Raw genomic sequence first — 23,670 nt, forward strand, 5'->3', positions numbered from 1 at the left:
ATTAGCATAAACCCATCAGACCGGGGTTGGGGTCTTCCAGCACTTTTTACCTGCCCCAGCGAACACGGTAGCGCAAAAACAGTTCCGAGCCAATCAGGCAGAACAGAATCACCCCGCTGAAAACATCCACGATGCGGAAGGGCATATTCAGGCTGACCTTCAGCAGGTCGCCCCCAGCCAGCACCAGGCCCATCAGCGGGGCGGTGAGGAGCACCAGGGCCGGGTGGCCTCGAGCCAGCCAGGCCACGATGATGGCGGTAAAGCCGTAGCCAGAGGAAAGCTGGCTGGGCTCGATGAGCCGGTGGTGGATGCCGGCGATCTCCCCCACCCCGGCCAGACCGGCCAGGCCCCCAGTGATCAGGGCCAGCAGCAGCAGCACCCGGCCCTGGGCAATCCCCAGGTAGCGGGCGGCCCCAGGGTTCTCGCCCACGATGCGCATGCGGAAGCCCAGGGTGGTGCGGAAGAGCACGAGCTGCAAGACCAGGGCCAGCAGCACCCCCAGCAGCAGGGTGGGCCAGTGCACGCTCGAGCCCGCCCAGACCGGAATCTGCTGGTACTCGGCGAAGCGGTCGGAGTAGATGTAGCCCCGCACATCCTTGCCCCGCCAGGGGCCGTTGATCAGGAAGATGACCAGCGACTGGGCCACGTAGTTGAGCATCAGGGTGGAGAGGATCTCGTTGACGCTGAAGCGCAGCCGCAGCCAGGCTGCCAGGCCGCACCACAGCGCCCCGCCCAGAGCGCCGGCCAGCACCATGGTCGGCAGGCTCAGGGGCGCCGGCAAGGGCACGAAGAGGGCCACCCCCGCGGCCTGCACCGCCCCCAGCAAAAGCTGGCCCTCGGCCCCGATGTTGTAGAACTGGGTGCGAAAAGCCAGGGTCAGGCCCACCCCAATCAGCAGCAGGGGGATGCTGCGTCGGAGGATTTCCTGCCAGCCCTTGGCGTCCAGCAAGGTGCCGGTGAGCATGGTACGGTAGACCTCGAGCGGGTTCTGCCCATAGGCCACAAACACCGCGCCCACCAGCACAAAGGCCAGCCCCAGCGCAGCCAGCGTGACCCCCAGCACCCGCCCGGGCGAGGCATTCGCCAGGGGCTCGAGCCTCACGCCGCACCCCCGGCCATCCACAGGCCAATGGCCTCGCGCGAGACTTCTTCCACCGCAAATGGCCCCTGCAAGGCCCCCCGGTAGAGCACCCCGATCCGGTCGGAGAGCGAGAGCAGCTCCTCCAGGTCTTCCGAGACCAACAGCACCGCTGCCCCCTGCTGGGTTTTTTCCAGCAAGACCCGGTGCACCTGCTCGGTGGCCCCGATATCGAGGCCGTAGGTGGGGTGCACAGCCAGAATCAAACGGGGCTGCCCGGCCAGCTCGCGGGCCAGGATGACCTTCTGGATGTTGCCGCCAGAAAGCAGCCTCGAGGGGGTGCCAAGGCTGGGGGTGGCGATGGCGTAGGCCTGCACCCGCTGCCGGGCCACCTCCGCAAAGGCCCGGGGGTTGAGCCAGCCGGCGCGGGCCCAGGGGGGCCGGTCGAAGGTGCGCAGGGCCAGGTTCTCGGCCACGCTCATGCTGGGCACGGTGCCCATCTGGATGCGATCTTCGGGGATGTGGGCCACCCCCAGGTCAAACAACCGGGCCGGCTGGGCCGGTAGGGGCTGTCCTAGGAGCCGCACCGAGCCCGCCTCGATGCTTCGGAGGCCCGCCAGCACCTCCACCAGCTCGCTCTGGCCGTTGCCCGCCACCCCGGCCAGACCCAGAATCTCTCCTCCACGCAGCGTAAAAGAAACCCCCCGCAAGGCTGGGATGTTGCGGCTCGAGCGGGCCTTGAGGTCTTCGACCTCGAGCACCACCTCGCCCATGGGGGTGGCTTGCCGCTTGCGCTCGAAACTCACGCTGCGCCCCACCATCAGCTCGGCCAGCCTGGGTTTGCTGGCCTCTTCCCTGGGCAAACTGCCCACCACCCGGCCTCGGCGCAGCACCGTGCAGCGGTCGGCGATGGACAGAACCTCCTCGAGCTTGTGGGAGATGAAGATAAGCGACTTGCCCGCCGCCCGCAGCTCGCGCATAACCCTGAACAAAGCCTCAGCCTCCTGGGGGGTGAGCACGCTGGTCGGCTCGTCCAGGATGAGCACCTTGGCCCCCCGCAGCAAAGCCCGCACGATCTCCACCCGCTGCTTCTCGCCCGGTGAGAGCTGGTGCACCCGCGCCTTGGGGTCAATTTGCAGGCCGTAGCCCTGGGCGATCCGCTCGATCAAGGGCCCGATGCGCTGGGCCGGCAAGAGAGGACTGCCGATGCCCAAAGCCAGGTTTTCGGCCACGGTGTGTCGGCCCACCAGCGTGGGGTGCTGGGGCACCAAGCCGATGCCCAGCCGGAGCGCGTCCATGGGCGAGGCAATGCGCACCGGACGGCCCTCCACCCGGATCTCTCCTTCGTCGGGGCGGTAGAGACCATAAAGAATAGAGACCAGCGTGGACTTGCCAGCCCCATTCTCCCCCAAGAGCGCCAGCACCTCGCCGGGGTAGACCTCGAGGCTCACCCCGTCGTTGGCAACCACACCCGGAAAACGCTTGGTGATGTTTTTCAGCTCGAGCAGCGCCGACATTGCCGCAAATCATACAGAAAGCTGGTAGCTGGGGCTAGCCAGCCTGCTCTTCCCGAACCGGCTTCCCGGGGGGCGCTTCCTCAAAAAGCAGCGGCAGCAACTGGGCCGCCGTGGCGATGGCGATGGCCTCCGGGGCTTTGCTCTTGACCCCCGGCAGGCCGATGGGGGTGGTGACCCGCCGCAGGTCCTGGTCGGAAAAACCCTGGGCCTTTAGCCTCTGCCGGAAGCGGGCCCACTTGCCAGCACTCCCGATAAGGCCGATATAACCCAGGTCGGGCCGGCGCAGGGCCCTCTCGAGCACGAACAGATCCTCGGCGTGGTCGTGGGTCATGACCACCAGGTGCGAGCCCGACGGCAGGTCGTTCACCACTGCGTCCGGGATGGGGGCGTGGAAGGCTTTGAGCTCGGCTTGGCCGTGCTGAAGGGGAGCCAGGCGCGCTTCGGCCAGCATGGGAGCCCTCGAGTCCACCAGCCAAAGCGCTAGCGGGCAGATCGAGAGCACCTGGGCCAGGGCCAGCCCCACATGCCCCACCCCGAAGAGGGCCACGGTAGGCCGGGCCGGCACCACCCGCTCGAGCAGGATGCTCACCTCGCCCCCACAGCACTGCACACCGTACTCGGCAGGGGCCTGCTCGGTGAGCCGCAGGGTGTGCATCTGCGGACTGGCCGTACCTCCCGCCAGCATCTGCCGGGCCAGCCCAATGGCGGTGGCCTCGAGGTTCCCACCCCCAATGGTGCCGTACACCTCCTCCGCTGTCACCAGCATCTTGGCCCCAGCCTCGCGCGGCGCATGGCCGCGCACCGCCACCAGGGTGACCAGCACCAGGGGCTGCTTGCGCTCGGTTAGTTGGGCCAGGTGCTCGAACCAGCGCATAATTTCCTCGGCCAAGACCCATAAAAAGTAGACAGCTGCATGGGACTCTGTTTACCAGACCACCTCGATTGAAAAGGCCTCGAAGACTGGGTCGGCGGTAAGTAAGAGCAACCCTTCCAGCGAAGCCTGGGCCGCCAGCATCCGGTCGAAGGGATCGCGGTGCTCGACAGGCCAAGCTCCGGCTTTCAGCACATGGGTGCGGGTAACCGGAAGTTCTGCAGCCTGCAACGAGTAAACCGCTTGCTCAAAATGCTCGACCAGGTAACTAACATGAGGAATCTTGCCCAAGCGGTGCTTGGTGGCAATTTCCCAGGCGCTTGCCGCACTTAGAAATATCTCAGTCTGCAGATTTTCAAGCAACCTTTTTGCAGTTTTGGAGAGCCTCTCGGGCTCAAATAAAGCCCATAGAAAGACGTGGGTATCGAGCAAAACCTTCACTCCCAGCCCCTCAACTCTTCCTCAGGAAGCGGCTCAAAAAAGGCTTTGTCCACTTTCCCTAGCCCTTTCATAGCCCCCAACTTACGCTTCTTGGGCTTCTCCAGGGGCACCAGTCGGGCGCAGGGCTGGCCGTTCTTGGCTAGGATGATCTCCTCCCCCGCCCGAACCCGCTCGAGCAGGCTCGAGAGGTGCGTTTTGGCTTCATGTACATTAATTACCTTCGACATAGACTTAGTCTAGTCCAATAAACTAAGTTTATCAATCTCCAGACACCAAGGCCCCTTGCCGCACCTGCTCAATGGCCCAGTAGACCGCCTCGGGCGTGGCCGGCGAGGCCAGCTCCACGTAGCCCCCCGCACCAAAAGCCGCCACCGCATCGCGCAGGGCCTCGCGCACCGAGATGGCCAGCATCAGGGGGGGCTCCCCCACCGCCTTGGAGCCGTACACCACCCCGGTCTCGGTGGCCTTGGGCAGAAGCTTAGCATTGAACACCGGGGGCAGCTCGGAAAAGCTGGGCAGCTTGTAGGTGCTGGCCGAGCGGGTGGCCACACGGCCCTCCGCGTCCCAGCGCAGGTCTTCTAAGGTGAGCCAGCCCAGGCCCTGGATGAAGCCCCCTTCCACCTGGCCCAGGTCTACCAGCGGCGAGAGGGAGTCGCCCACATCGTGCAGGATGTCCACCCGGCGCAAAGCATACTGGCCGGTGAAGCCGTCCACCTCCACCTCGCTCACCGCCGCACCGTAGGCGAAGTAGTGGAAGGGCTTGCCCTGCATACGGGTTTTGTCCCAGTGCAGGCCCGGCGTGCGGTAAAAGCCGTCGGCAAAGAGCTGCACCCGCTGGGCGTAAGCAGCCCGCACCACCTCGGCAAAGGCCAGGCGCTCGTCGGGCTTCCAGATGCTCCAGACCTGGCCGTCCTCGAACACCACGTCGGCGGGGTTCACCCCGAAGCGCTGGGCCGCGACCCCGGCCAGCCGGGCCTTGATTTTCTCGCAGGCATCCTTGACCGCGGCCCCGTTCAGGTCGGCCCCGGTGGAGGCTGCGGTGGCCGAGGTGTTGGGGACTTTGTCGGTGCGGGTGGGCATCAGGCGGATGGCCTCGAGCGGCACCCCCAGGGCCTCGGCGGCAATCTGCTGAATCTTGGTATAAAGCCCCTGGCCCATCTCGGTGCCCCCATGGTTGACCTGTACCGAGCCGTCCTGGTAGACCAGCACCAGCGCTCCGGCCTGGTTGTAGGTGGTGAAGTTGAAGGAGATGCCGAACTTGACCGGGGTGATGGCCAGGCCCCGCTTGCGGTGGGGGTTCTGGGCGTTGAAAAGGGCGACCTCCTGGCGGCGGCGCTCGAGCTCGGCGCTGCTTTTGAGCTCGTTCCAGATCAGGCGGATGCGCTCCACGTCCTTAATCTCCTGGCCATAGTGGGTGGTGCAGGTCTGCGGGTCGTCGGACGGCCCGTAGAAGTTGCGCTCCCGCACCACCTCCGGCGGCAGCCCCAGGGTCTGGGCCACCTGGGTGAGTATCTCCTCGATGAAGACCATGCCCTGCGGCCCGCCAAAGCCCCTAAAGGCGGTCTGGGAGGTTTTGTGGGTCTTGCAGACCCGCCCGGTGGCCTCGAGGTGGGGGATGAAATAGGCGTTGTCAATGTGGCAGAGGGCTCGAGCCAACACAGGCTCGCTCAGGTCTTGCGACCAGCCCCCATCCGAGAAGAGCTCGATCTGTAGAGCCAGTAGCCGCCCCTCCTCGGAGCAGCCCACCTTCCAGCGGGCATAGAAGGGGTGGCGCTTGCCGGTCAGGGTGATGTCCAGCAGGCGCGAAAGCCGCACCCGCACCGGACGCCGGGTCAGGTAGGCCCCCAAGGCCGCCACCGCCGCATAGGGGTTGGCCTGCACCTCCTTGCCGCCAAAACCCCCGCCCATGCGGATACACTGCACCGTGACCTGGCTGCGCGGCAGGCCCAGCACCTGGGCCACCACCTCCTGGGTCTCGGAAGGGTGCTGGGTGGAGGAGTGCACCAGGATGTGGCCGGTCTCGTCGAGCTGGGCCAGCGAGGCCTGGGTCTCGAGGTAAAAGTGCTCCTGCCCCCCCAGGTAGAGCGCCCCCGACAGAACCCGCGCCGAGGCGCCGAAGCCCTGCTCGAGGTCGCCCCGGCGTACCTGCAAGGTGGCCCCCTGGAAACTCCCCTGGGCGATGGCCTCCTGGATGGTAAGGATGGCCGGCAGGGGTTCGTACTCCACCACCACCTGCGCCGCCCCCAGCCGCGCGGCCTCCTCGGTCTCGGCCAGCACCCAGGCCACCGCCTGGCCGTGGTACATCACCTCGGCAGGGAACAAAGGCTCGTCGCCCTTGATGCCAGCGTCGTTGAGGCCCGGCACCTCCTGGGCGGTGAGCACCCGCACCACCCCCGGCACCCGGTAGGCCGGTGCGGGCTCGAGGCGCAGCACGCGGGCATGGGCGTGGGGGGCCTGCACCGGCCAGGCGTGAAGGGTCTGGGGGTAGCGGGGCCACAGATCGTCGGTGTAGAGCGCCCGTCCGGTCACGTGTTCTCTGGCCGATTCGTGGGGAATTGCCTGGCCCACCACCTTCATACCCGCACCTCCGCAGTCTCGGCATAGAACTTGTGCAACAGGTTCCCCAGCATGGCCGTGCGGTAGGCCGCGCTTCCGCGGTGATCGTCGATGGGCTTGAACTCACCCCGGATCACCTCGGCCGCGGCCCGCACAGTGCGCCCGTCCCAGGGCTTGCCCTGCAAAAAGGCCTCGGTCTGGTAGGCCCGCACCGGGGTGGCAGCCACCCCACCCAGGCCAATGCGGATGTGCTGCACCAGGCCCGCTTCCAGCCGGAGGGCAAAGGCCGCAGCCACCGTGGAGATATCGTCCATACGCCGCTTGGCAACCTTGTAGAAGCGGGCCTGCGGGACCAGGGGCAGGGGGATGCGCACCGCACGGATGACCTCGCCGGGCTGCCGGGCAGTCTGGCGGTAGCCGGTGAAGAAGCGCTCGAGCGGCAGCACCCGCTCCCCTGCCGCGCTAGCAAGCACCACCTCGGCCCCCAGGGCCAGCAAGACCGGCGGGCCGTCGCCGATGGGCGAGGCGGTGCCCAGGTTGCCCCCCAAGGTGGCCCGGTTGCGAATCAGGCGCGAGGCAAACAGCGGAAACCACTCGGCCAGGAGGGGGATGCGGCCATTTAGCCAGTGCTCGGCCTCGCTCAGGGAAACCCCCGCACCGATCTCGATGCAATCCGGGCCCCAGCGCAGGGTCTGGAGTTCGGGCAGGGCGCTCAGGTCGAGGAATACCTCGGCTCGAGCGAAGCGCTGGTTGACCTCCACCACCACATCGGTGCCGCCGGCCACCAGCCGGGCCTGGGGATGGCGCTCCAGGGCCTGGAAAAGCTCGGGCAGGGAGGCCGGGCGCAGGTAGGTGGGGCCGGCCTGGTAGTGCAGGGGGCCCAGGGGTGGGGCGGTTTCCAGGCAGCGGCGGGCCAGGGGGTCATCGGGGGTGGGCTGGCCCAGCTCGAGCGCTGCGTCCCGGATGGGCCGGTAGCCGGTGCAGCGGCAGAGGTTGCCAGAGAGGGCCTCGAGGTCGAAGTCTTTGCGCCCCTTGCGGTAGTACTCCGCCGCCATGCTGACCACAAAGCCTGGCGTGCAGTAGCCGCATTGCGAGCCCCCTTGCAGCATGGCCTGCTGCGCGGGGTGTAGGTTGCCATTCCCGGAAAGCCCCTCTACCGTCCAGACCTCCTGGCCGGCCAGGCTAGGCAGCAACAACAAGCAGCCGTTGACCGCCTCGAGGCGCGAGCCCTCGCCATCGGGCTGTAGCAACAGCACCGCACAGGCCCCGCACTCTCCTTCTGCACAGCCTTCCTTGCTGCCCGTCCAACCTTGCTGGCGCAGCCAGGAAAGTGCGGTGGTATGTGGATCTACCCCAGAAACCCGAACCGTTTGCCCGTTCAACCTGAAACGTATTTCGCCCACCCAAGCCCTCCTAAAGGGTCTTCTGAAAGATCCGATCCGTGAGACGTCTGATACTACCAAGCCCTACCGCTGATTTTGGAACCGCAGGAAGCGCAAATACGCGGTTTGCTGCGACGAACCAGGGAGCGAAGCGTCTCGTGGGGTACACCATGAGATTCGCTGTGCTAGAAACCTCACAACGGGCTGCGAAATGCGCGACCGGCTTTCCCAAATAGAGGCACACCGAACCTCACCTGCCTATGGTCGCTCATTGTACAACCGGCCCCCACAACGAACTGTTGGATGATTTTACGAAACTGGCCGGACTGTGAGTTATAGGCCCTGCACGCAGAATTCTTCAGCCCTCGGGCAGTATGGCCTCCTCTTTCCCACTTCCCTTGTCCTCGGCCAGCGAGAGCTTGGCCAGCGTCAGGGCCAGCACATAGGTTCCCCTGGCGATGTCGTCGGGGGAAGCGTACTCGTCTGGGCGGTGGCTCACCCCCTCGCGGCAGGGTATGAAAAGCATGGCGGTTGGGGCAATGCGGGCCATAAACAGGGAGTCGTGATAGGCACGGCTGACCATTAGCTTGAACCTAACCCCAGCATCACCACAAGCCGCCACCAGCGCTTTTAGCACGTCCGAACCCGATTTGGCTGGCGGGTCAATGTTGATGATCTCCACGCTGTACCTAATCTCCCGCCGGGTGCAGACCTGTTCAACTCCTTGAATTACGTTGCGGATCACCTGGTCGCGGCGCGATTGTTCAACATCGCGCACATCAATCTCGAGCCTGACCCGGCTGGGCACGCTGTTGACCGCGTTGGGATAAACCTCGCAAAAGCCGGTGGTAGCCACGGTGTTGATGCTGCCGCTGTTTCTGGCAAAGGCTTCCACACCCAGAATAATCTCGGCGGCGGCGCAAAGCGCATCGTGCCGATCGGGCATCAGGACGGTTCCGGCATGGCCGCCCACCCCCTCCAGGTTAACCCGCAGGGAGGCCGGGGCCGCAATGGCCGTCACGATGCCCAGGGGTACACGCTCCTGCTCGAGCACCGGCCCTTGCTCAATGTGTAGTTCCACAAAAGCCGAGTAGTAGCCCTCGGGGAGGGCCACGTCTTCCAGGCGGCCCATATAGCCAGCCTCCCAGCGCACCTCCTCGAGGGTGCGCCCCTCCGGGTCTTTGAGCCCTCGCAGCGACTCGGCGTTCAAGACCCCGGCCAAAGCCCGGCTTCCCAGGCAGCCAATGCCAAAGCGGGTAGGCTCTTCGGCGGTAAAGATGAGCAGTTCAATCGAGCGACGGGGTTTGAAGCCGCTGCGTTGCAGGGAGCGGATGGCCTCCAGTCCTCCCAAAACGCCCACCGTGCCGTCGTACATGCCGGCATAGGGGATGGCGTCGAAGTGCGAGCCAGTGCCCACCGCAGGCAGGTTGGGCGCAGCGCCCTCCCAGCGGGCGAAGATGTTGCCCAGGCCATCCTCGCGTAGGTGCAGGCCCGCTTCTTCGCACAGCCCCTTGAGGTAGGCCCGCGCTTCCAGGTCGGGCTTGGTAAACAGGATGCGGGTAATGGCCGGCTTGGGGGTATCGGAAAACTCCGCCAGGGCCTCGAGTTCACGGACAATTCGTTCTTGATCTACCAGGGGTCGTACGATCATGGTTTACTCCAGCAATTTTTAGAAGACCTGCTTCAGCCGGGCTTGAAAAGAATCCATACCGGATTCAAAAAGACAATCGTCAATCAAAAATTCCGTGAGGCTGTCTTTTTGAATCCTAGAGCACTCCCTTCGGTCGGGTTGTTTCGTCGCTGTCTGGCGACGAAACAACCGAATCTGGTATCAGCACGAGAAGTTTACCGCACCTAGCCAAGCGGCCTCCACCGCCCAGGCACGGGCAAGGGGTCTGGGTCAGCCCAACAGCTCGAGCGAGTGGCGGTTGACGTCTTTGTAAATCAGATACTTGCTGGGTGTTTTGCCCAGCGCCCCGAACCACTGCGGGCAGTAGGAGGCCATCCAGATTACGTCGCCGGCCTGCACGGTGTACCAGCGGTCACCCAGCCGGTACACCCCACCGCCCTCGAGGAAGAGCAGGCCGTGCTCCATCACGTGGGTTTCCACCAAGGACAGGTGGGCACCGGGGGCAAAGGTCATGGTGTTGACCGCCATATCAAAAGAGGGGTTATCCGGCAAGAGCAGGCGCACCTGCAGGGCCTCATCGCCCAGGAGCGGGCTGCTGGGGATATCGGGCTCGTGGCCGCGCACCACCAGAGGAACCTCTACCCCGGCCAGGGCCTGGTAGGGCTTGTCGAATACCACCATCCGCGCGCGGGCGGCGGCCTCGAAACGGTGGGGGGTGTTGGCCGGCAGGTAGGCGTAATGGTGGGCCCCCAGGGTATGTCGGGCATCGCCCACCTCGAGCGCCACCGCACCTTCCAGCACATAGGCAAGCCGCTGGATATCCAGTAGGGTCATCTCGCCGGTGCCGCCGGCTTCCATCTCCACCGTGTACATCTTGAAGCGGGCCCCCAGCTCGGGCGAGATGTGGACGATGCAGGCGGTGTTTTTCCAGCCGGGCAGGGGGGCCCGCACAAAGGTATCAGGGGTGAATAAGGCGTGATCGGGGGCTACGCGGGTACGGGTAAAACCGGTCAGACTCATAGATGCCTCTGGGTGAACAGGCCCGTCAGGGTTCTGTCCCGAAGGGGATCGTCCCCTTAAGCAATCGAACCTCGCTGGGCTTTTCTATCTTACCCAAGGCATACACCCGCTGCCCCCGCAGCCAGGTTTCCCGCACCACGCCCACAAAGCGACGGCCCAGGTAGGGCGAGATGGGATGTCGCTGGTGCAGATCCTGGGGCCTCAGGGTGTAGGTCTGCTGCAGGTCTACCAGGGCAAAGTCGGCGTCATAGCCTTCGGCCAATAGGCCCTTGCCCACGAGGCCAAAACGCCGTGCCGGGTTGGCCGAGAGCAGGGCGGCCAGCCGCTCCAGGGCCAGCCCGCGCCGTTGCCAGCCTTCGGTTAGCAGCACGGCCAGGGTGGACTGCACCCCGGCAATCCCGCCCCACAGGGCAAAAAAGTCGTCGCCCTGCTTCATCGCGGGCGGGCTGGGGGAGTGGTCGGAGGCGATGATGTCCACCAGCCCCTGCGAAACCTGGTTCCACAGCAGGGTTTGCTGGTCGCTGGAGCGAAGGGGTGGGGCGCACTTGGCAAGGGCCCCCAGGCACTCCAAGTCTTCCTCGGTGAAGGCCAGGTAGTGGGGGCAGGTCTCAAGGCTCACGTCCACCCCTCTGGTTTTGGCCTCGGCGGCCAGCACCACCCCGGCCCCCGAGCTGATGTGCACGATGTGCAGCCGGCAGCCGGTTTCCTGCGCGAGCAGCAGGGCCCGCTGGATGGCCTCCAACTCGGTCAAGACCGGCCTCGAGGCCAGGTAGTCGTGCCAGGTGGTCTGGCCTTGCTGCCGCTTCTGCCGGGTAAAGTGAGCCGTCAGAGCGTCGGACTCGGCGTGGACGGCCACCGGTAGGCCCAGCCGGGCGGCGATGTGCATACCCTCGTACAGGCTGCCGTCGTCGCAGTGCGGAAACTCCGGCAGGCCGGAGTTCGACATAAAGGCCTTGAACCCGATCACCCCCCGCAGGGCCAGCTCGGGGAGGCGCTCGAGGTTCTGGGGGGTGAGCCCCCCCCACAGGGCGAAATCGGTGTGGGAGGAAGCCCGCATGGCCGCCAGCTTCTGGTCGAAGGAGGGGGCCTCGAGGGTGCAGGGCAGGGAGTTGAGCGGCATGTCGAAAAACGCCGTGCCGCCGCCGGCGGCCAGGGCCGCGCTGCCGGTGGCGATGCCCTCCCAGTGGGCCTGCCCCGGCTCGTTGAAGTGCACGTGCACGTCAATCAGACCCGGAAAGACGTGCAATCCCTCCGCGCGAACCTCCTGCCGGGCCGGTTCGGTAATTTCCGGGGCCATCTGCACGATCCGCCCATCCGCGACCACCAGGTCGGCCTGCCGCACTCCTTCGGGGGTGACCAGCTTTCCACCGCGCACGATTAGATCGAGCATTGTTACCTCCTAACCCACATGGGCCGCCAGCCTGTGCAAAAAGTCCAGGCCCACCCGCAAGGCGGCTTCCACATCCTGCGGCCAGACCGACTCCTCCGGGTGGTGCGAGAGGCCGCCGGGGCTGCGCAGGAACAGCATGGTGGCGGGGCAAAGGGTCGTCATAACCATGGCATCGTGCCCGGCCCCCGAGACCATCGGGTGCACCGGGTAGCCCTGGGCGCCCATGGCCTCGGCCAGCAGCGCGTTCAGACCGGGGTCGCAGGGCACGGCGGGCTGCTCGTACAGGGTGCGGTAGCCGAGCTCGAGGCCCCGGCGCTGGGCCACCTGCTGGGCCCGGGTGATCAGGTTAGCCACCGCCAGGCTGCGGATGTCGTCCTCGAGGTGGCGCACATCCAGGCTCATCTGCACCTCCCCCGGAATCACATTGGCCGCGCCGGGCAGGGCGGTAATCATGCCCACCGTAGCCACCAGGCCCGGCTCCTCGCGGGCCTCGCGCTCGACCAGGGTAATCCACTCGGCGGCCCCGGCCAGGGCGTCTTTGCGCAGGTGCATGGGCGCGGTGCCGGCGTGCCCGGCCTGGCCGCGGAAGGCCACCTCGAGCCGGCTCTGCCCCACGATGCCCTCCACCAGGCCGAGCGGATACCCCAGGGCCTCCAGCACCGGCCCCTGCTCGATGTGAAACTCCAGAAACCCCCTGACCTGGGCGGGGTTACAGGCGGCCTGGGGAATCTGGGCGGGCTCTAAGCCAAAGGCCCGGATGGCCGCCTCGACCGTCTGCCCCTCGGCGTCTTGCAGCTTTAGCAGCTCCGGCCCGAACCGCCCGACGATGGCCTTGCTCCCCAGAAAGGGCACCCCAAACCGCACCCCTTCCTCTTCCGAGAAGGCGATCACCTCAATGGCAAAGGGCAGCCTGCGGCCCTCCAGCCCTTTCACCACCGCCAGCGCCAGCGTGACCCCCAGTAGACCATCGAAACGGCCTGCATCGCGCACGGTGTCCACGTGCGAGCCCATCAGCAGGGCTGGGGCGTTGGGGGTCTGGCCGGGGTAGCGCCCAATCAGGTTCCCCACCGCGTCCACTCGCACCGTCATGCCCAGTTCCTGCATCCAGGCGGTAAGCAGCCGGTGCACCTCCCGCATGGGGGGAGAGAGGAAGGTGCGGGTCAGGCGGCCTGCTTCTTCGGACAGACGGCCCAGGGCCAGGCAGCGCTCGAGGGCTTCCTGGGCTAAGTGAGTATCGGAAAGATTCATGGTCAGGTCAGTTAGGATGCGTCCTTGTTCGTAGGGCTCTGGGCTTTGGTTGTGGGCCCCCGTATCCCTGATTTTCCCCATCCTGGGGCCCCCGCGGGAAGCGTAAATTGATGCTCGAAGCGGAAAACGTGGTTTGCTGCGACGGGGCAAGAGGCGAAGCCTCCCGTGGGGTACTCAGCTACCCCGGTAGGTGCTATAGCCGAAAGGCGAGAGCAACAACGGTACGTGGTAGTGTCCCTTAGCATCGGCGATGCCAAAACGGATCAATACCTCATCGAGAAAAGGGGGATCGGGCAGGTGCACCCCCTGGGCCTTGAAGTACGCCGCAACATGAAAGACCAGTTCATAGATGCCGGTTTGCAGGGTTTCACCAGAAAGCAGGGGCTGATCGGTGCGCCCATCGCTGTTGGTGCTGGTAGCGGTGAGGAAGCTGCGTTCGCCGGAAGAACCGATGCGGTAGAGCTCGAGGTCAAGCCCCGCCGCGGGGCGGCCGTGGGCGGTGTCCAGCACATGGGTCGAGAGCCGTGCCATGCCTTAATCCTACGGCCCCGGCGCACCCTGGGCTACCCAGGCCCCCAGCCGGGCCCGCTGCTCGGGGGTCATGGGCGGAACCCCCGGCACCAGCAGGGGCATGTACTGGGTGTCCACCGAAACCTGCTTGATTTTCTGTGCATACCCCACAATCTGCTCGGGGGTCTCGAGCATCACCCCGCCCGGCGCCGAGGCAAAGCCCGGCTGGGTGGGGCGGGCCGCGTGGCACATCTGGCAGTGCGCCGCCATGATGGCCTGCACCTCGGCAAAGGCTACAGGTAGCTGGCCCTGGGCTTCGGAGCTTTGGCGCGGGGCGGTCAGGTAGAAAGCCCCCAGGAGCAAAGCCGCCGCCAGCACCAGCAGGTAGGGCATGGCCCCGCCTTCAATCAAGGTTTTGTGGTGCTCTTTCTCGGTCACGTTGATGAAGTGCCGCACCGCCACCCCGGCCGCAAAGAGCAGGATCAGGATCAGCCAGTTCGCCCCCCCGCTGTAGGTCATGGGGAAGTGATGGGCGATCATGGTGAAGAGCACCGGCAGGGTGAGGTAGTTGTTGTGACGGGAGCGGAGCTGCACCCAGGCCACAAAGTTGGGGTCGAGGGCCTTGCCCTGCTGCGCGGCCTGCACCAGCTTTTTTTGCGAAGGGATGATCACAAAAAACACGTTGGCCGCCATGATGGTGCCGAGCATGGCCCCGATGTGCATGAAGGTGCCGCGCCCGCTGAAGACCTGCCCCAGCAGATAGGCCGCCAGCGCGACCAGCACCCCGCCCACCAGCAAAAACAAAGCCGGGCGGTAGAGCAGCTGGGTGCTGGAAAGCCCCACGTAAACCAGCCAGGCCGCCACCAGGCTTGCGATAGCCATCGCGATGGCCGCCCAGCCTGACAGGGTGCTGCCGGGGGCCAGCAGAATGGTGCGGGGGTCGGCGTAGTAGACGATGACGAGCAGCAAAAACCCCGTAACCCAGGTGAGGTAGGCGTCCCATTTGAACCAGTGCAGGTATCGGGGCAGCTCCTGGGGGGCGGTTTTGTACTTTTCCAGGTAGTAGATGCCACCGCCATGGATGGCCCAGATATTGCCGGAGAGCTCGGCCCGCACGCCCTGGCGCTCGAGGGCGTTCTCTAGAAAGATGAAGTAAAAGCTAGCCCCAATCCAGGCGATGCCGTAGATGATGTGCAGCCAGCGCACCACCAGGTTGAGCCACTCCCGGGCGTGGGCCTGCCAGCCGTTCGCCAGGGTGAGGGCCACCGCCAGGGCGAAGATGGCCAGGAGGGCCAGCACCCAAGGCCACTTAACGATTCGCAGTCGGTCTTGGTGGAGGGGGTTCATGGTCTTGGCTGATTCTATCGTGGTTTTCTCTTGCAGGTGCGGTAGCGTTTGCTGATTTTTAAGGATAGCAGCGTCCTTTCCCAAAAGCGCTCGGCGGCCAGACTGCTTTGCCGCTACCTCATCAGATCGGCCAGCCGGAAATGGGCAATTTTGAACACTTCTTCCAGGGCTGTCTGAAACTCAACGTCCGATGGGTTGTGGAGCCTCTGCTCCATGGCCTGGAAGATGTCGGCTTTGGTCTTGCCGCGCACCGCCAGGATGAAGGGGAAGCCGAATTGCTCGGTGTAGGCCCGGTTCAGGGCCTGGATGCGTTCGAACTCGGCGGGGGTAAGGGCATCCAGGCCAGCCCCCTTTTGCTCCGCCACCGAGGCGGGGGCCATGCGGGCGCGGCTGCCCAGGTCGGGGTGGGCCCGCAGGAGGGCGAGCTGGGCCTCCTTTGAGGCCTGCCGCACCACCTGCACCAGGCTTTGATGCAGGGCCTCGAGGCTGGCCCAAGGGCGCTGTGCCCAGGCTTGTTCGGCGATCCAGGGCGAGTGCTCGAAGACCCAGCCCACCCGTTCGACAAAGGCTTCTTTGGAGAGAAGATTTACTGCTTCAAGGTTCATGTTTAAGCATTCTGGCTGCGGTAGGCCCAGCCCACCAGGCGGCGTTCCAGGACGGCGAAGACCGCATAGAGCGCGATGCCCATGATTGCGATGAGCAGGAGCCCGCCGAAGACCAGCGGCACGTTGAACTGCGAGCTGGCCGAGGTCATCAGGTAGCCGATGCCCTTTTGCGAGGCGGCGATCTCGGAGATGACCGCGCCCACAAAGGCCAGGGTGATGGCCACCTTGAGCGAGGCGAAGAAGTAGGGCATGGAGAAGGGAATGGAGACCCTGGTAAAGGCCTCGAGGCGGCTCGAGCCCAGCACCCGCAGCACCTCCCGCAGCTCCGGCGGCACCGAGGCCAGCCCGGTAGCCACGTTCACCACGATGGGGAAGAACGAGATCAGAAAAGCGGTCAGGATAGCCGGCACCGTGCCGATGCCAAACCACAGCACCAGCACCGGCACCAAAGCCGCCTTGGGTACGCTATTAAAGCCCACCAGGATGGGATACAGCGCCAGGTTCAGGGGCTTGGAGGTGCCCACCGCCGCCCCCAGCAGCACCCCGGCCACCACCGCGAGCGCAAAGCCGGCCAGGGTGGTCCAGAGGGTCTGCCAGGCGTGGCCCAGCACCACCCCCCAGACCGGCAGCAGCGATTCGATGGCCTGCGAGGGGGCGGGCAGCACAAAGGGCGGAATCTTGAAGAGCCGCACCGAGAGCTCCCACAGCACAAACAAGCCCACGCTCGCCCCGGCGGCCATCAGGGTATCGCGGGTGCGGGGGTTCACGCGCCCACCCCTTTCAGGCCGCTGATCTGGGTACGCAGGCCCCCGATCTGCTCGCGCAGCTCCTTGACGATGTGGGCGAACTCGTCCTCGTAGGTGAGCTCGAGGGCCCTGGGGCGGGGAAACTCCACCCGGCGGGCATAGGCGATTTTGCCGGGGCGGGTGCTCATGGTGTAGATGATGTCGGAGAGGTACACCGCCTCGCGCAGGTCGTGGGTGACCAGAATGACGGTGGGCTTGCGGCTCATGTAGAGCACCTGCATGGCCTGCCACAGCTCCTCGCGGGTAAAGGCGTCGAGCGCCGAGAAAGGCTCATCGAGCATCAGGATTTCGGGCTGATGGATGAGCGCCCGGCACAGGCTGGCCCGCTGCTGCATCCCGCCCGAAAGCTCCCAGACGTGCGCATTCTCGAAACCCGCGAGGCCCACCGAGGCCATCAGCTCGCGGGCCGCCTCGATGTAGGGCTTGGGGTTCTGCCGGTACTGCTGCTTGTGCTGGGCCGAGACCTCGAGCGGCAACAGGATGTTTTGCAGGATGGTGCGCCAGGGCATCAGGGTGGGGTTCTGGAAGGCCATCCCGATGCCGGCGATGGGCCCCCGCACCACCTGACCGTGCACGGTGGCCTGGCCGCTGCTGGGGGGTCGCAGCCCCGAGATCACCCGCAAGAGCGTGGACTTCCCACAGCCCGAGGGCCCCACCAGGGCTACAAACTCCCCCTGAGCGATGGAGAGGTTGACCCCCTCCACGGCTAGGTAGCCGTTGTCGTAGCGCAGGCTCACGTTGCTGAGCTCAATAAAGGACATGGTTGTTCCTTGGCTAGAGTTTAGCCTGCTCGGGTTGGATGGTCAAAAAGGCTCATCGCGCCGGGCCGGTCACCCGCCGCTCGGCGATGGGGGGCAGGAAGCGGTCACTCCAGACCTGCTCCACCCGCAGGGTAGTGTTGAGGTCGAAGGCTTTGGCAACCGCGCGGATGTTGCGTTCCACCCGCTCCCGCCGCACCGAGCCCAGCCCGAAAGCCCGGCTGTCGGCGGTGAGGACGTGGGTGTTGAGGGCCAGCAGCAGCCGTTCGCGCTCGAGGGCCTCGTTGATGAGCCCATCCCGCCGCTTGACCGCCGCCACGCCCTCGTCGGGGTTGGCAATTACGTCTTTGAAGCCCTTGACCAGCGCCCGCAAGAAAGCCGCCACGGCCTGGGGGTTGGCCTGGGCGAAGTCGCGCCGCACCACCACCGCGTTGCCGTAGAGGTCCTGGGTGTAGTCGCCGTACTTGAAGACCACCATGTCCTCAGGCTTGACCCCCACGTTTTTGAGGTTGAGGAAGGAGGTGAAGTAAAAGCCGGTAATGCCGTCGGCCTGGCCGCGGGCCAGGGTGGGTTCGCGCAGCGGCACGTCCACGTTGATGAAGTTGACCTTGGAAGCGTCCAGGCCCACTGCCTCGGCAAACACCGGGAAGAGCCGGCGGCCCGCGTCGCCCGCAGGGGCGGCCAGGGTTTTGCCGGCTAAGTCGGTGGGGCGGGCGATGCCTTTGCCCCGGATGGCAAACACCGCGGCGGGGGTGGTGTTGTAGACCATAAACACCGCCAGGAGCTGGTTGTTGGGGTTCCGGGTGTTGAACTCGATGAGGGAGTTGAAGTCGGCAAAGCCCATGTCGTAGTTGCCGGCGGCAATTTTGCTGATGGCATCGGCAGAGCCAAAGCCCCGGTCAATGCTCACGTTCAGCCCTTCGGCGGTGTAGTAGCCCTTGTCCTGGGCCAGCAAAAAGGGCGCGGTGGGCCCCTGAAAGGCAAAGTCTAGGGTAAAACGCACGTTGGTGCGCGACTGGGCCAGGCCCAGGCCGGTCAGGAATAACAGCACTAGAAGCAAACCTCGAGTCCACATAAGCAAACCTCCCCGGTGTTTTTATACACCTGGGCCGAGTATAGGTAGATGCAGGGCGCAGTGTCAACGGCAGCTTTCAAAAGCCGCCACGGTCGTATCAACACTTTGAGCGGGAGCGGCCGTATTCCCGCATTAGTGTTATTGGGAAATGTCCTGGATGTCCGTATTTTTATAAACACACCCAGGTTCACCCCGCAAAGGCTGCGGGTTCTTTCAGTGCTTGGGCTACGGCCTCGAGGGTTTTTTCAAGCTCCTCCGGGCCGTGCGCCAGCGAGAAAAAGGCGGCCTCGAACTGGCTGGGGGGCCAGTAGACGCCCCGCTGCAGCAGGCCGTGGAAGAAGGCCTTGAAGCGCTCGGTATCGGAAGCCACAGCCTCGGTGTAGGTTTGTACAGGCCCCTCGCGGAAGAAAACCGTAATCATGGAGCCTACGCGGTTGATGGCGACCGGCAGCCCGGCCTCGGCAAACAGGGTTTGCAGGCCCTGCTCGAGCGCCGCGCCATAGGCCTCGAGCCGGGCGTAGGGCGGGTCCTGGAAAAGGGTCTCCAGGGTGGCCAGTCCGGCGGCCATGGAGAGGGGGTTCCCACTCAGGGTGCCGGCCTGGTAGACCGGGCCCAGCGGCGCCACCTGCTGCATGATCTTGGCCCGGCCCCCGTAGGCCCCCACCGGTAGCCCGCCCCCCAGAATCTTGCCCCAGCAGATGAGGTCGGGCTGCAGACCGAATAGTTCCACCGCGCCGCCCTTGGCCAGGCGGAAGCCAGTCATCACCTCGTCGGCGATCAACAGGGCCCCGTACTGCCGGGTCAGGCGGTGCAGGGCCTCGAGGAACGCCGGCGTGGGAATCAGCACCCCCGCGTTGCCCACCACCGGCTCGAAGATCACCGCGGCGATCTGCTCGCCGTAGCGCTGGAAGAGATCTTCCAGGGCCTGGGGCTCGTTGTAGTCGGCCACCAGGGTCAGCTCGGCGAAGGCCTGGGGCACCCCGGCGCTCGAGGGGGCGCTGCGGGCGCTGCCCCCACCCCCGGTGAGCAGGCCCGAGCCGGCCTGCACCAGGAGGCTGTCGGCATGGCCGTGGTAGTTGCCCCGGAACTTCACAATCAGGTCGCGCCCGGTGTAGCCCCGTGCCAGCCGCAGGGTGCTCATGGTGGCCTCGGTGCCGCTGCTCACAAAGCGCACCAGGTCGGCGCTGGGGTAGGCCGCCCGCACCCGCTGGGCCAGGCGTACCTCTCGCTCGGTGGGGGCCCCGTAGCTCAGCCCTTCGGCCAGGGCCTGCTGGATGGCCGCGATTACCGCCGGGTGGTTGTGCCCCAGAATCATGGGCCCCCAGGAGCCGATATAGTCCAGGAGCTGGTTGCCATCGGCATCCCAGAGGTAGGCCCCCTGGGCCCGCGCGATGAAGCGCGGCGTACCGCCTACGGCCTTGAAGGCCCGCACCGGCGAGTTCACCCCACCGGGTATCACTTGCTGGGCTTCTTTGAATAACTCCTCCGACCGCGTGATCGAGTGGTGCATGTGCAGAACTTAGCACCCTTTGGCCCTATGGACAACCCAGCGTTGCCGGGCACATCCCATGAGGGTGTCTCGAGTCCGTTTGGCACAGCAAATTGGCCAAAGATTGAAGGGCTGGGTGACAGTTTTGTGACACTTTTCTAAGCGTTTTGCTATTGATAATCAGTCTCGTATGGAGCGGCTGGCCCTAATTGGGGTTTCGCAGCGACGGGGAGGCGCAGAGACCCTGACCCAGTGGAGTATCTGGTGGCAAAACCATACTCCAGAGGTGGCCGCGCTGGCCGCGGAGTGGGTGCCCCTCCTCACCTGCAACCGCAGCGAGGTGGTGCTGGCCCTGAAGGAAGGGGTGGCGCTCGAGCATGCTCGGCAGGCCCTGATACCCCCCGAACTCCCCCGGGGTTATGCCTACCAGGGCGAGGCGGCCCTGGAGCACCTGGCCCGGGTGGCGGCCTCGCTCGACTCGGTGAACCCCGGCGAAGACCAGATCATGCGGCAGGTACGCCAGGCCTTTGAGGCAGCCCAAAAGGCCGGAAGCGTGGGCCCCCTGACCCACTTTGCTTTTCAGAGCGCGCTCAAGATCGCCAAGCGGGTTCGCCGGGAGGTGGAACTGGCCCCGGCCCAGGCCTCGCTGTTTAGCCTGGCCCGGCCGGCCCTAGAAGCCCTCCTGCAGGGCCCGGCCCGGGTGGCGGTGGTGGGTACCGGCGAGATGGGCAGCCTGGCGGCCCGGAGCCTGGCGGCCCTGCCCGGCATCGAGCTTTTGCTGGTGAACCGCACCCCCGAGAAAGCCCAGGCCCTGGCCGAAGCGCTGGGCGCTCGAGCCATGGCGCTCTCCGATTTTCTAAAAAACCCCCCCGAACTCGAGGCCCTGGTGGCCGCCACCCCGGTTGCTGGACTGTTTGGCGGCTCCTTTTTTCAGGCCCAGCCCCGGCTCAGGGTGGCGGTGGATCTGGGGATGCCGGCCAACATAGTCCCGGAGGCCGCCCGGGGGGTGGCGCTCTTCGACTTGAAGCTGCTGGAACGCTTGGGCGAGGAGCGCCGGGCGCGCCTGCGGGCCGAGCTGGCCAGGGCCGAGCTGATTGTGGCCCAGGAGCTGGAGCAGGTTCTGGTCGAGTGGGCCGAGCGGGCCATCGCGCCGGCCATCACCCAGATGCGCGAGGCCTACCGCCGTACCCTGGCCGAGCTGGTGGGTGAGCGGGTGGAACCCGAACTTATCGAGCGGCTGGCCCACCGCTTTGCGCATTTCCCGGTGAAGGGCCTGCGCGGCCTGGCCCGGCGGCACGGCCCCGAGGCCGCCGAGTACTTTTTGCAGGAGGCCGGTCTGCTGGAGGTGGGGCGTGGATAGGGTGCGCATTGCTACCCGCGGCAGCCGTCTGGCGCTGTGGCAGGCGGGCTGGGTGAAGGAGCAGCTCGAGCAGCAGGGCGCTCAGGTCGAGCTGGTAGTGGTGGAAACCCAGGGCGACCGAGAGGGCCTGCCCTTTGCCCAGATGCAAGGCCAGGGTTTTTTCACCAAGGCCGTGCAGGACGCAGTACTGAGCGGGGAGGCCGATCTGGCGGTGCATTCCTACAAAGACCTGCCCAGCGCCCGCCCAGCAGGTTTGGAAATCGCCGCCGTGCCCAAAAGAGAAGACCCCCGCGAGATTTTGCTGGTTCGCCCAGAAGCCCTGGACGAAGCAGCACCCGGCCTTCCCGTGCGTTTGGGCGGCCAGGCGGGCACCAGCGCCGCGCGGCGCCAGGCCCAGCTCAAGCAGCTCAGGCCCGACCTGAGCCTAAAGGAGTTGCGCGGGAATGTGCCGACCCGGGTGGATAAGCTCCGGCGCGGGGAGTACGACGCCATTTTGCTGGCCTATGCCGGCCTGAAGCGGCTCGAATTGGACTTGAGCGAGTTCTACACCCAGGTGCTGCCCACGGCGCTTGTGGTGCCGGCTCCAGCCCAGGGCGCTCTGGCCCTGGAGTGCCGCCAGGACGACCACCCGCTCAAAGCCCTGCTACAACCCCTGGACGACCTCCAGGCCCGCCGCACGGTGGGGGCCGAGCGGGGGCTCATGCAGAAGCTGGCCGGGGGCTGTCAGTTGGCCCTGGGGGCCTGGGCCCAGGAAACCCCGCAGGGCCTAGGGCTGCTGGCCTGGTATGAGGGAAGGCGCTACCAGGCCCTGGCCCCGACCCCCGAAGCCGTAGCGCAGGTGGTTTTTGACCAAATTCGCGCTGAGCATCCGGAGGTGATATGCGAATCGCCCTAACCCAGTCTGAAGGCCGTTTGGAAGGTTTGCAAGAGCGCCTGGAGGCGATGGGCCTCGAGGTGCTGCGCTTTCCGCTGGTTCAGACCCAGACCCTGCCCGCCGATTTAGCGTCGTTGGAGGACTGCCGCTGGTGGCTGTTTACCAGCGTGGCGGCGGTGCGGGCGGTGCTCGAGCTGGGAGGTAGCCTGCCAGGCCGCGCGTTGGGGGCGGTGGGCCGGGCCACCCAACAGGCCCTGGAAGAGGCCGGTGGCAGGGTAGACCTGGTCGCCCCCGAGGAGACCGCCGAGAGCCTGGCTGAAGCGTTTCTGGCCCTCAGGCCTTTTGGGTTTGTGGGCCTGCCCCAGGGTAACCGGGCGCGCCCGGTGCTGGCCCAGCGCCTGCGGGAAGCAGGTTACGTGGTGCGCAGTGTGGTGGTTTATCAGACCCAGACCCTGCCCTGGCCGTCCGATGACCCAATTCCCGAGCTGGTGCTGCTGACCAGCCCATCGGGGGTGGAAGCCTTGCCGGAGGCGGTTGGGCGCAAAGCCCATCTGCTGGCCCTGGGCCCCACCACGGCCGCGGCCCTGTCCGAACGGGGTTTCTCGCACACAGCGGTGCCGAAGCCCAGCGTGGAAGCCGTTCTGGAGACAGTCCGGTACATCCGAGGTGAATTATGCTCGATTTAGACAGCCCCAAAGTGCAATCCCTTGAGGCCCCACCCGACCTTGCGCGGCGCCCGCGCCGTTTGCGCACCAGCGCCGCCCTGCGCGAGAGCGTGGCCGAGACCCATCTGCACCCCACCGACTTCCTGGCGCCGTTCTTCATTATGCCGGGCCGGGATCTGGCCGAACCCATCGCCACGCTGCCCGGCATTCACCGCTACAGCGTGGATAGGTTCTTGCTCGAGGCCGAGCGCGCCCTCAAGCTGGGCCTGCGCAGCCTGCTGCTTTTTGGTGTGCTGCCCGATACCTGGAAGGATCCCTTCGGCCAGAGCGCCGCCGATCCCAACGGCCCGGTGCCCGAGGCCATTCGCCAGGCCCGCCGCGCCTTCGGTGAGGAGGTGGTCATCTACACCGACGTCTGCCTGTGCGCCCACACCACCCACGGCCACTGCGGGGTACTGAAGGAGACCCCTCGAGGGGTGCAGATTGACAACGACCGCTCGCTGCCGCGGCTGGCCGCCATGGCCCTGGCCCATGCCGAAGCCGGCGCCGATTTTGTGGCCCCTTCCGACATGATGGACGGGCGGGTGGGCTATCTGCGCCGCGCCCTCGATCAGGCCGGCCATACCGGGGTGGGCATCCTCTCCTATGCCGTCAAGTACGCCAGCGCTTTTTACGGCCCGTTCCGCGACGCAGCCAAGAGCGCGCCCAGCTTTGGCGACCGGGCCAGCTACCAGATGGACATCCGCAACGCCCGCGAGGCCCTGCGCGAAGCCGCCCTCGATGAAGCGGAAGGGGCCGATATGCTCATGGTTAAGCCCGCGCTGGCCTACCTCGACATTCTGGCCCGCCTGCGTTCGCAAACCCAACTGCCTTTGGTGGCCTACAACGTGAGCGGCGAGTACGCCATGCTCAAGGCGGCAGCCCGGGCCGGTGCGCTGGACGAGGCCCGGGCGGTGCGCGAGACCCTGGTGGCCATCAAGCGGGCCGGGGCCGACCTGATCATCAGCTACCACGCCCAGGAGGCCCTGGCCCAGGGCTGGATTTGAGG

Annotated in this window: 22 protein-coding genes; 4 read left to right on the top strand and 18 right to left on the bottom strand. The window is 65.9% G+C overall.

Features of this window, described 5'->3' with window-relative positions:
• Positions 1 to 46 precede the first annotated feature (46 nt).
• From WKI89_RS00125 to hemL, 18 genes are all read right to left on the bottom strand, one after another.
• A complete protein-coding gene (locus tag WKI89_RS00125) occupies positions 47 to 1,102 on the bottom strand; it encodes an ABC transporter permease (RefSeq protein ID WP_337867185.1) in 1,056 nt (351 codons plus the stop codon).
• Positions 1,099 to 2,595 (bottom strand): ABC transporter ATP-binding protein, encoded by a 1,497-nt coding sequence (locus WKI89_RS00130; RefSeq protein WP_337867186.1) that lies wholly within the window; start codon positions 2,593 to 2,595, stop codon positions 1,099 to 1,101. Before WKI89_RS00130 ends, WKI89_RS00125 begins: the two co-directional genes overlap by 4 nt.
• 34 nt (positions 2,596 to 2,629) lie before the next feature.
• Positions 2,630 to 3,469, bottom strand: coding sequence for a xanthine dehydrogenase accessory protein XdhC (xdhC, locus tag WKI89_RS00135; protein WP_337867187.1), 840 nt, complete (start codon positions 3,467 to 3,469; stop codon positions 2,630 to 2,632).
• Between the two features lie 51 nt (positions 3,470 to 3,520).
• Positions 3,521 to 3,907: a type II toxin-antitoxin system VapC family toxin gene (locus WKI89_RS00140; RefSeq protein WP_337867188.1), complete on the bottom strand. Its 387-nt coding sequence runs from the start codon at positions 3,905 to 3,907 to the stop codon at positions 3,521 to 3,523.
• Positions 3,904 to 4,134 (bottom strand): type II toxin-antitoxin system Phd/YefM family antitoxin, encoded by a 231-nt coding sequence (locus WKI89_RS00145; RefSeq protein ID WP_337867189.1) that lies wholly within the window; start codon positions 4,132 to 4,134, stop codon positions 3,904 to 3,906. Before WKI89_RS00145 ends, WKI89_RS00140 begins: the two co-directional genes overlap by 4 nt.
• Before the next feature lie 31 nt (positions 4,135 to 4,165).
• Positions 4,166 to 6,484, bottom strand: coding sequence for a xanthine dehydrogenase molybdopterin binding subunit (gene xdhB / locus WKI89_RS00150; protein WP_337867190.1), 2,319 nt, complete (start codon positions 6,482 to 6,484; stop codon positions 4,166 to 4,168).
• Positions 6,481 to 7,866 (bottom strand): FAD binding domain-containing protein, encoded by a 1,386-nt coding sequence (locus WKI89_RS00155; RefSeq protein WP_337867191.1) that lies wholly within the window; start codon positions 7,864 to 7,866, stop codon positions 6,481 to 6,483. Before WKI89_RS00155 ends, xdhB begins: the two co-directional genes overlap by 4 nt.
• A 337-nt stretch (positions 7,867 to 8,203) precedes the next feature.
• On the bottom strand, positions 8,204 to 9,496 hold the full coding sequence (locus tag WKI89_RS00160) for a M20 family metallo-hydrolase (protein WP_337867192.1): 1,293 nt from the start codon (positions 9,494 to 9,496) through the stop codon (positions 8,204 to 8,206).
• A gap of 249 nt (positions 9,497 to 9,745) precedes the next feature.
• On the bottom strand, positions 9,746 to 10,495 hold the full coding sequence (gene allE, locus WKI89_RS00165) for a (S)-ureidoglycine aminohydrolase (protein ID WP_337867193.1): 750 nt from the start codon (positions 10,493 to 10,495) through the stop codon (positions 9,746 to 9,748).
• A 25-nt stretch (positions 10,496 to 10,520) separates the two neighbouring features.
• A complete protein-coding gene (locus WKI89_RS00170) occupies positions 10,521 to 11,885 on the bottom strand; it encodes an allantoinase (protein ID WP_337867194.1) in 1,365 nt (454 codons plus the stop codon).
• A 9-nt stretch (positions 11,886 to 11,894) separates the two neighbouring features.
• Complete coding sequence (locus WKI89_RS00175; protein ID WP_337867195.1) at positions 11,895 to 13,214, bottom strand: allantoate amidohydrolase; 1,320 nt, start codon at positions 13,212 to 13,214, stop codon at positions 11,895 to 11,897.
• Positions 13,215 to 13,307: 93 nt separating this feature from the next.
• Positions 13,308 to 13,664 (bottom strand): hydroxyisourate hydrolase, encoded by a 357-nt coding sequence (gene uraH / locus WKI89_RS00180; protein ID WP_337867196.1) that lies wholly within the window; start codon positions 13,662 to 13,664, stop codon positions 13,308 to 13,310.
• Between the two features lie 9 nt (positions 13,665 to 13,673).
• Complete coding sequence (locus tag WKI89_RS00185; protein ID WP_337867197.1) at positions 13,674 to 14,990, bottom strand: urate hydroxylase PuuD; 1,317 nt, start codon at positions 14,988 to 14,990, stop codon at positions 13,674 to 13,676.
• Between the two features lie 113 nt (positions 14,991 to 15,103).
• Positions 15,104 to 15,595, bottom strand: coding sequence for a 2-oxo-4-hydroxy-4-carboxy-5-ureidoimidazoline decarboxylase (uraD, locus tag WKI89_RS00190; RefSeq protein ID WP_337867198.1), 492 nt, complete (start codon positions 15,593 to 15,595; stop codon positions 15,104 to 15,106).
• 2 nt (positions 15,596 to 15,597) lie between these two features.
• Positions 15,598 to 16,362: an ABC transporter permease gene (locus tag WKI89_RS00195; protein ID WP_337867199.1), complete on the bottom strand. Its 765-nt coding sequence runs from the start codon at positions 16,360 to 16,362 to the stop codon at positions 15,598 to 15,600.
• Positions 16,359 to 17,162, bottom strand: coding sequence for an ABC transporter ATP-binding protein (locus WKI89_RS00200; RefSeq protein WP_337867200.1), 804 nt, complete (start codon positions 17,160 to 17,162; stop codon positions 16,359 to 16,361). Before WKI89_RS00200 ends, WKI89_RS00195 begins: the two co-directional genes overlap by 4 nt.
• A 52-nt stretch (positions 17,163 to 17,214) precedes the next feature.
• Complete coding sequence (locus WKI89_RS00205; RefSeq protein WP_337867201.1) at positions 17,215 to 18,234, bottom strand: ABC transporter substrate-binding protein; 1,020 nt, start codon at positions 18,232 to 18,234, stop codon at positions 17,215 to 17,217.
• Between the two features lie 187 nt (positions 18,235 to 18,421).
• Positions 18,422 to 19,744 (bottom strand): glutamate-1-semialdehyde 2,1-aminomutase, encoded by a 1,323-nt coding sequence (hemL, locus tag WKI89_RS00210; protein ID WP_337867202.1) that lies wholly within the window; start codon positions 19,742 to 19,744, stop codon positions 18,422 to 18,424.
• A gap of 169 nt (positions 19,745 to 19,913) precedes the next feature.
• Between hemL and WKI89_RS00215 the strand changes: the two genes are divergently transcribed.
• From WKI89_RS00215 to hemB, 4 genes are read left to right on the top strand one after another with little or no spacing between them, the layout of a single operon-like run.
• A complete protein-coding gene (locus WKI89_RS00215; RefSeq protein ID WP_337867203.1) occupies positions 19,914 to 21,083 on the top strand; it encodes an NAD(P)-binding domain-containing protein in 1,170 nt (389 codons plus the stop codon).
• Complete coding sequence (gene hemC / locus WKI89_RS00220) at positions 21,076 to 21,978, top strand: hydroxymethylbilane synthase (RefSeq protein WP_337867204.1); 903 nt, start codon at positions 21,076 to 21,078, stop codon at positions 21,976 to 21,978. The genes WKI89_RS00215 and hemC overlap by 8 nt, the downstream gene beginning before the upstream one ends.
• On the top strand, positions 21,963 to 22,643 hold the full coding sequence (locus WKI89_RS00225; RefSeq protein ID WP_337867205.1) for a uroporphyrinogen-III synthase: 681 nt from the start codon (positions 21,963 to 21,965) through the stop codon (positions 22,641 to 22,643). Before hemC ends, WKI89_RS00225 begins: the two co-directional genes overlap by 16 nt.
• Positions 22,631 to 23,668, top strand: a complete 1,038-nt coding sequence (gene hemB, locus WKI89_RS00230; RefSeq protein WP_337867206.1) for a porphobilinogen synthase — start codon at positions 22,631 to 22,633, stop codon at positions 23,666 to 23,668. The genes WKI89_RS00225 and hemB overlap by 13 nt, the downstream gene beginning before the upstream one ends.
• Positions 23,669 to 23,670: the final 2 nt, after the last annotated feature.

Origin of the sequence: Meiothermus sp. (assembly GCF_037443965.1) — a bacterium.
Taxonomy (GTDB): Bacteria; Deinococcota; Deinococci; order Deinococcales; family Thermaceae; genus Meiothermus.

Coding starts and splice junctions, on each gene's coding strand:
- hemB (WP_337867206.1), top strand. CDS start 22,631: ATGCTCGATTTAGACAGCCCCAAAGTGCAATCCCTTGAGGCCCCACCC.
- xdhB (WP_337867190.1), bottom strand. CDS start 6,484: ATGAAGGTGGTGGGCCAGGCAATTCCCCACGAATCGGCCAGAGAACAC.
- WKI89_RS00130 (WP_337867186.1), bottom strand. CDS start 2,595: ATGTCGGCGCTGCTCGAGCTGAAAAACATCACCAAGCGTTTTCCGGGT.
- WKI89_RS00205 (WP_337867201.1), bottom strand. CDS start 18,234: ATGTGGACTCGAGGTTTGCTTCTAGTGCTGTTATTCCTGACCGGCCTG.
- uraH (WP_337867196.1), bottom strand. CDS start 13,664: ATGGCACGGCTCTCGACCCATGTGCTGGACACCGCCCACGGCCGCCCC.
- WKI89_RS00215 (WP_337867203.1), top strand. CDS start 19,914: ATGGAGCGGCTGGCCCTAATTGGGGTTTCGCAGCGACGGGGAGGCGCA.
- WKI89_RS00225 (WP_337867205.1), top strand. CDS start 21,963: ATGCGAATCGCCCTAACCCAGTCTGAAGGCCGTTTGGAAGGTTTGCAA.
- uraD (WP_337867198.1), bottom strand. CDS start 15,595: ATGAACCTTGAAGCAGTAAATCTTCTCTCCAAAGAAGCCTTTGTCGAA.
- WKI89_RS00145 (WP_337867189.1), bottom strand. CDS start 4,134: ATGTCGAAGGTAATTAATGTACATGAAGCCAAAACGCACCTCTCGAGC.
- WKI89_RS00185 (WP_337867197.1), bottom strand. CDS start 14,990: ATGAACCCCCTCCACCAAGACCGACTGCGAATCGTTAAGTGGCCTTGG.
- WKI89_RS00200 (WP_337867200.1), bottom strand. CDS start 17,162: ATGTCCTTTATTGAGCTCAGCAACGTGAGCCTGCGCTACGACAACGGC.
- WKI89_RS00170 (WP_337867194.1), bottom strand. CDS start 11,885: ATGCTCGATCTAATCGTGCGCGGTGGAAAGCTGGTCACCCCCGAAGGA.
- allE (WP_337867193.1), bottom strand. CDS start 10,495: ATGAGTCTGACCGGTTTTACCCGTACCCGCGTAGCCCCCGATCACGCC.
- hemL (WP_337867202.1), bottom strand. CDS start 19,744: ATGCACCACTCGATCACGCGGTCGGAGGAGTTATTCAAAGAAGCCCAG.
- xdhC (WP_337867187.1), bottom strand. CDS start 3,469: ATGCGCTGGTTCGAGCACCTGGCCCAACTAACCGAGCGCAAGCAGCCC.
- WKI89_RS00160 (WP_337867192.1), bottom strand. CDS start 9,496: ATGATCGTACGACCCCTGGTAGATCAAGAACGAATTGTCCGTGAACTC.
- WKI89_RS00175 (WP_337867195.1), bottom strand. CDS start 13,214: ATGGGGAAAATCAGGGATACGGGGGCCCACAACCAAAGCCCAGAGCCC.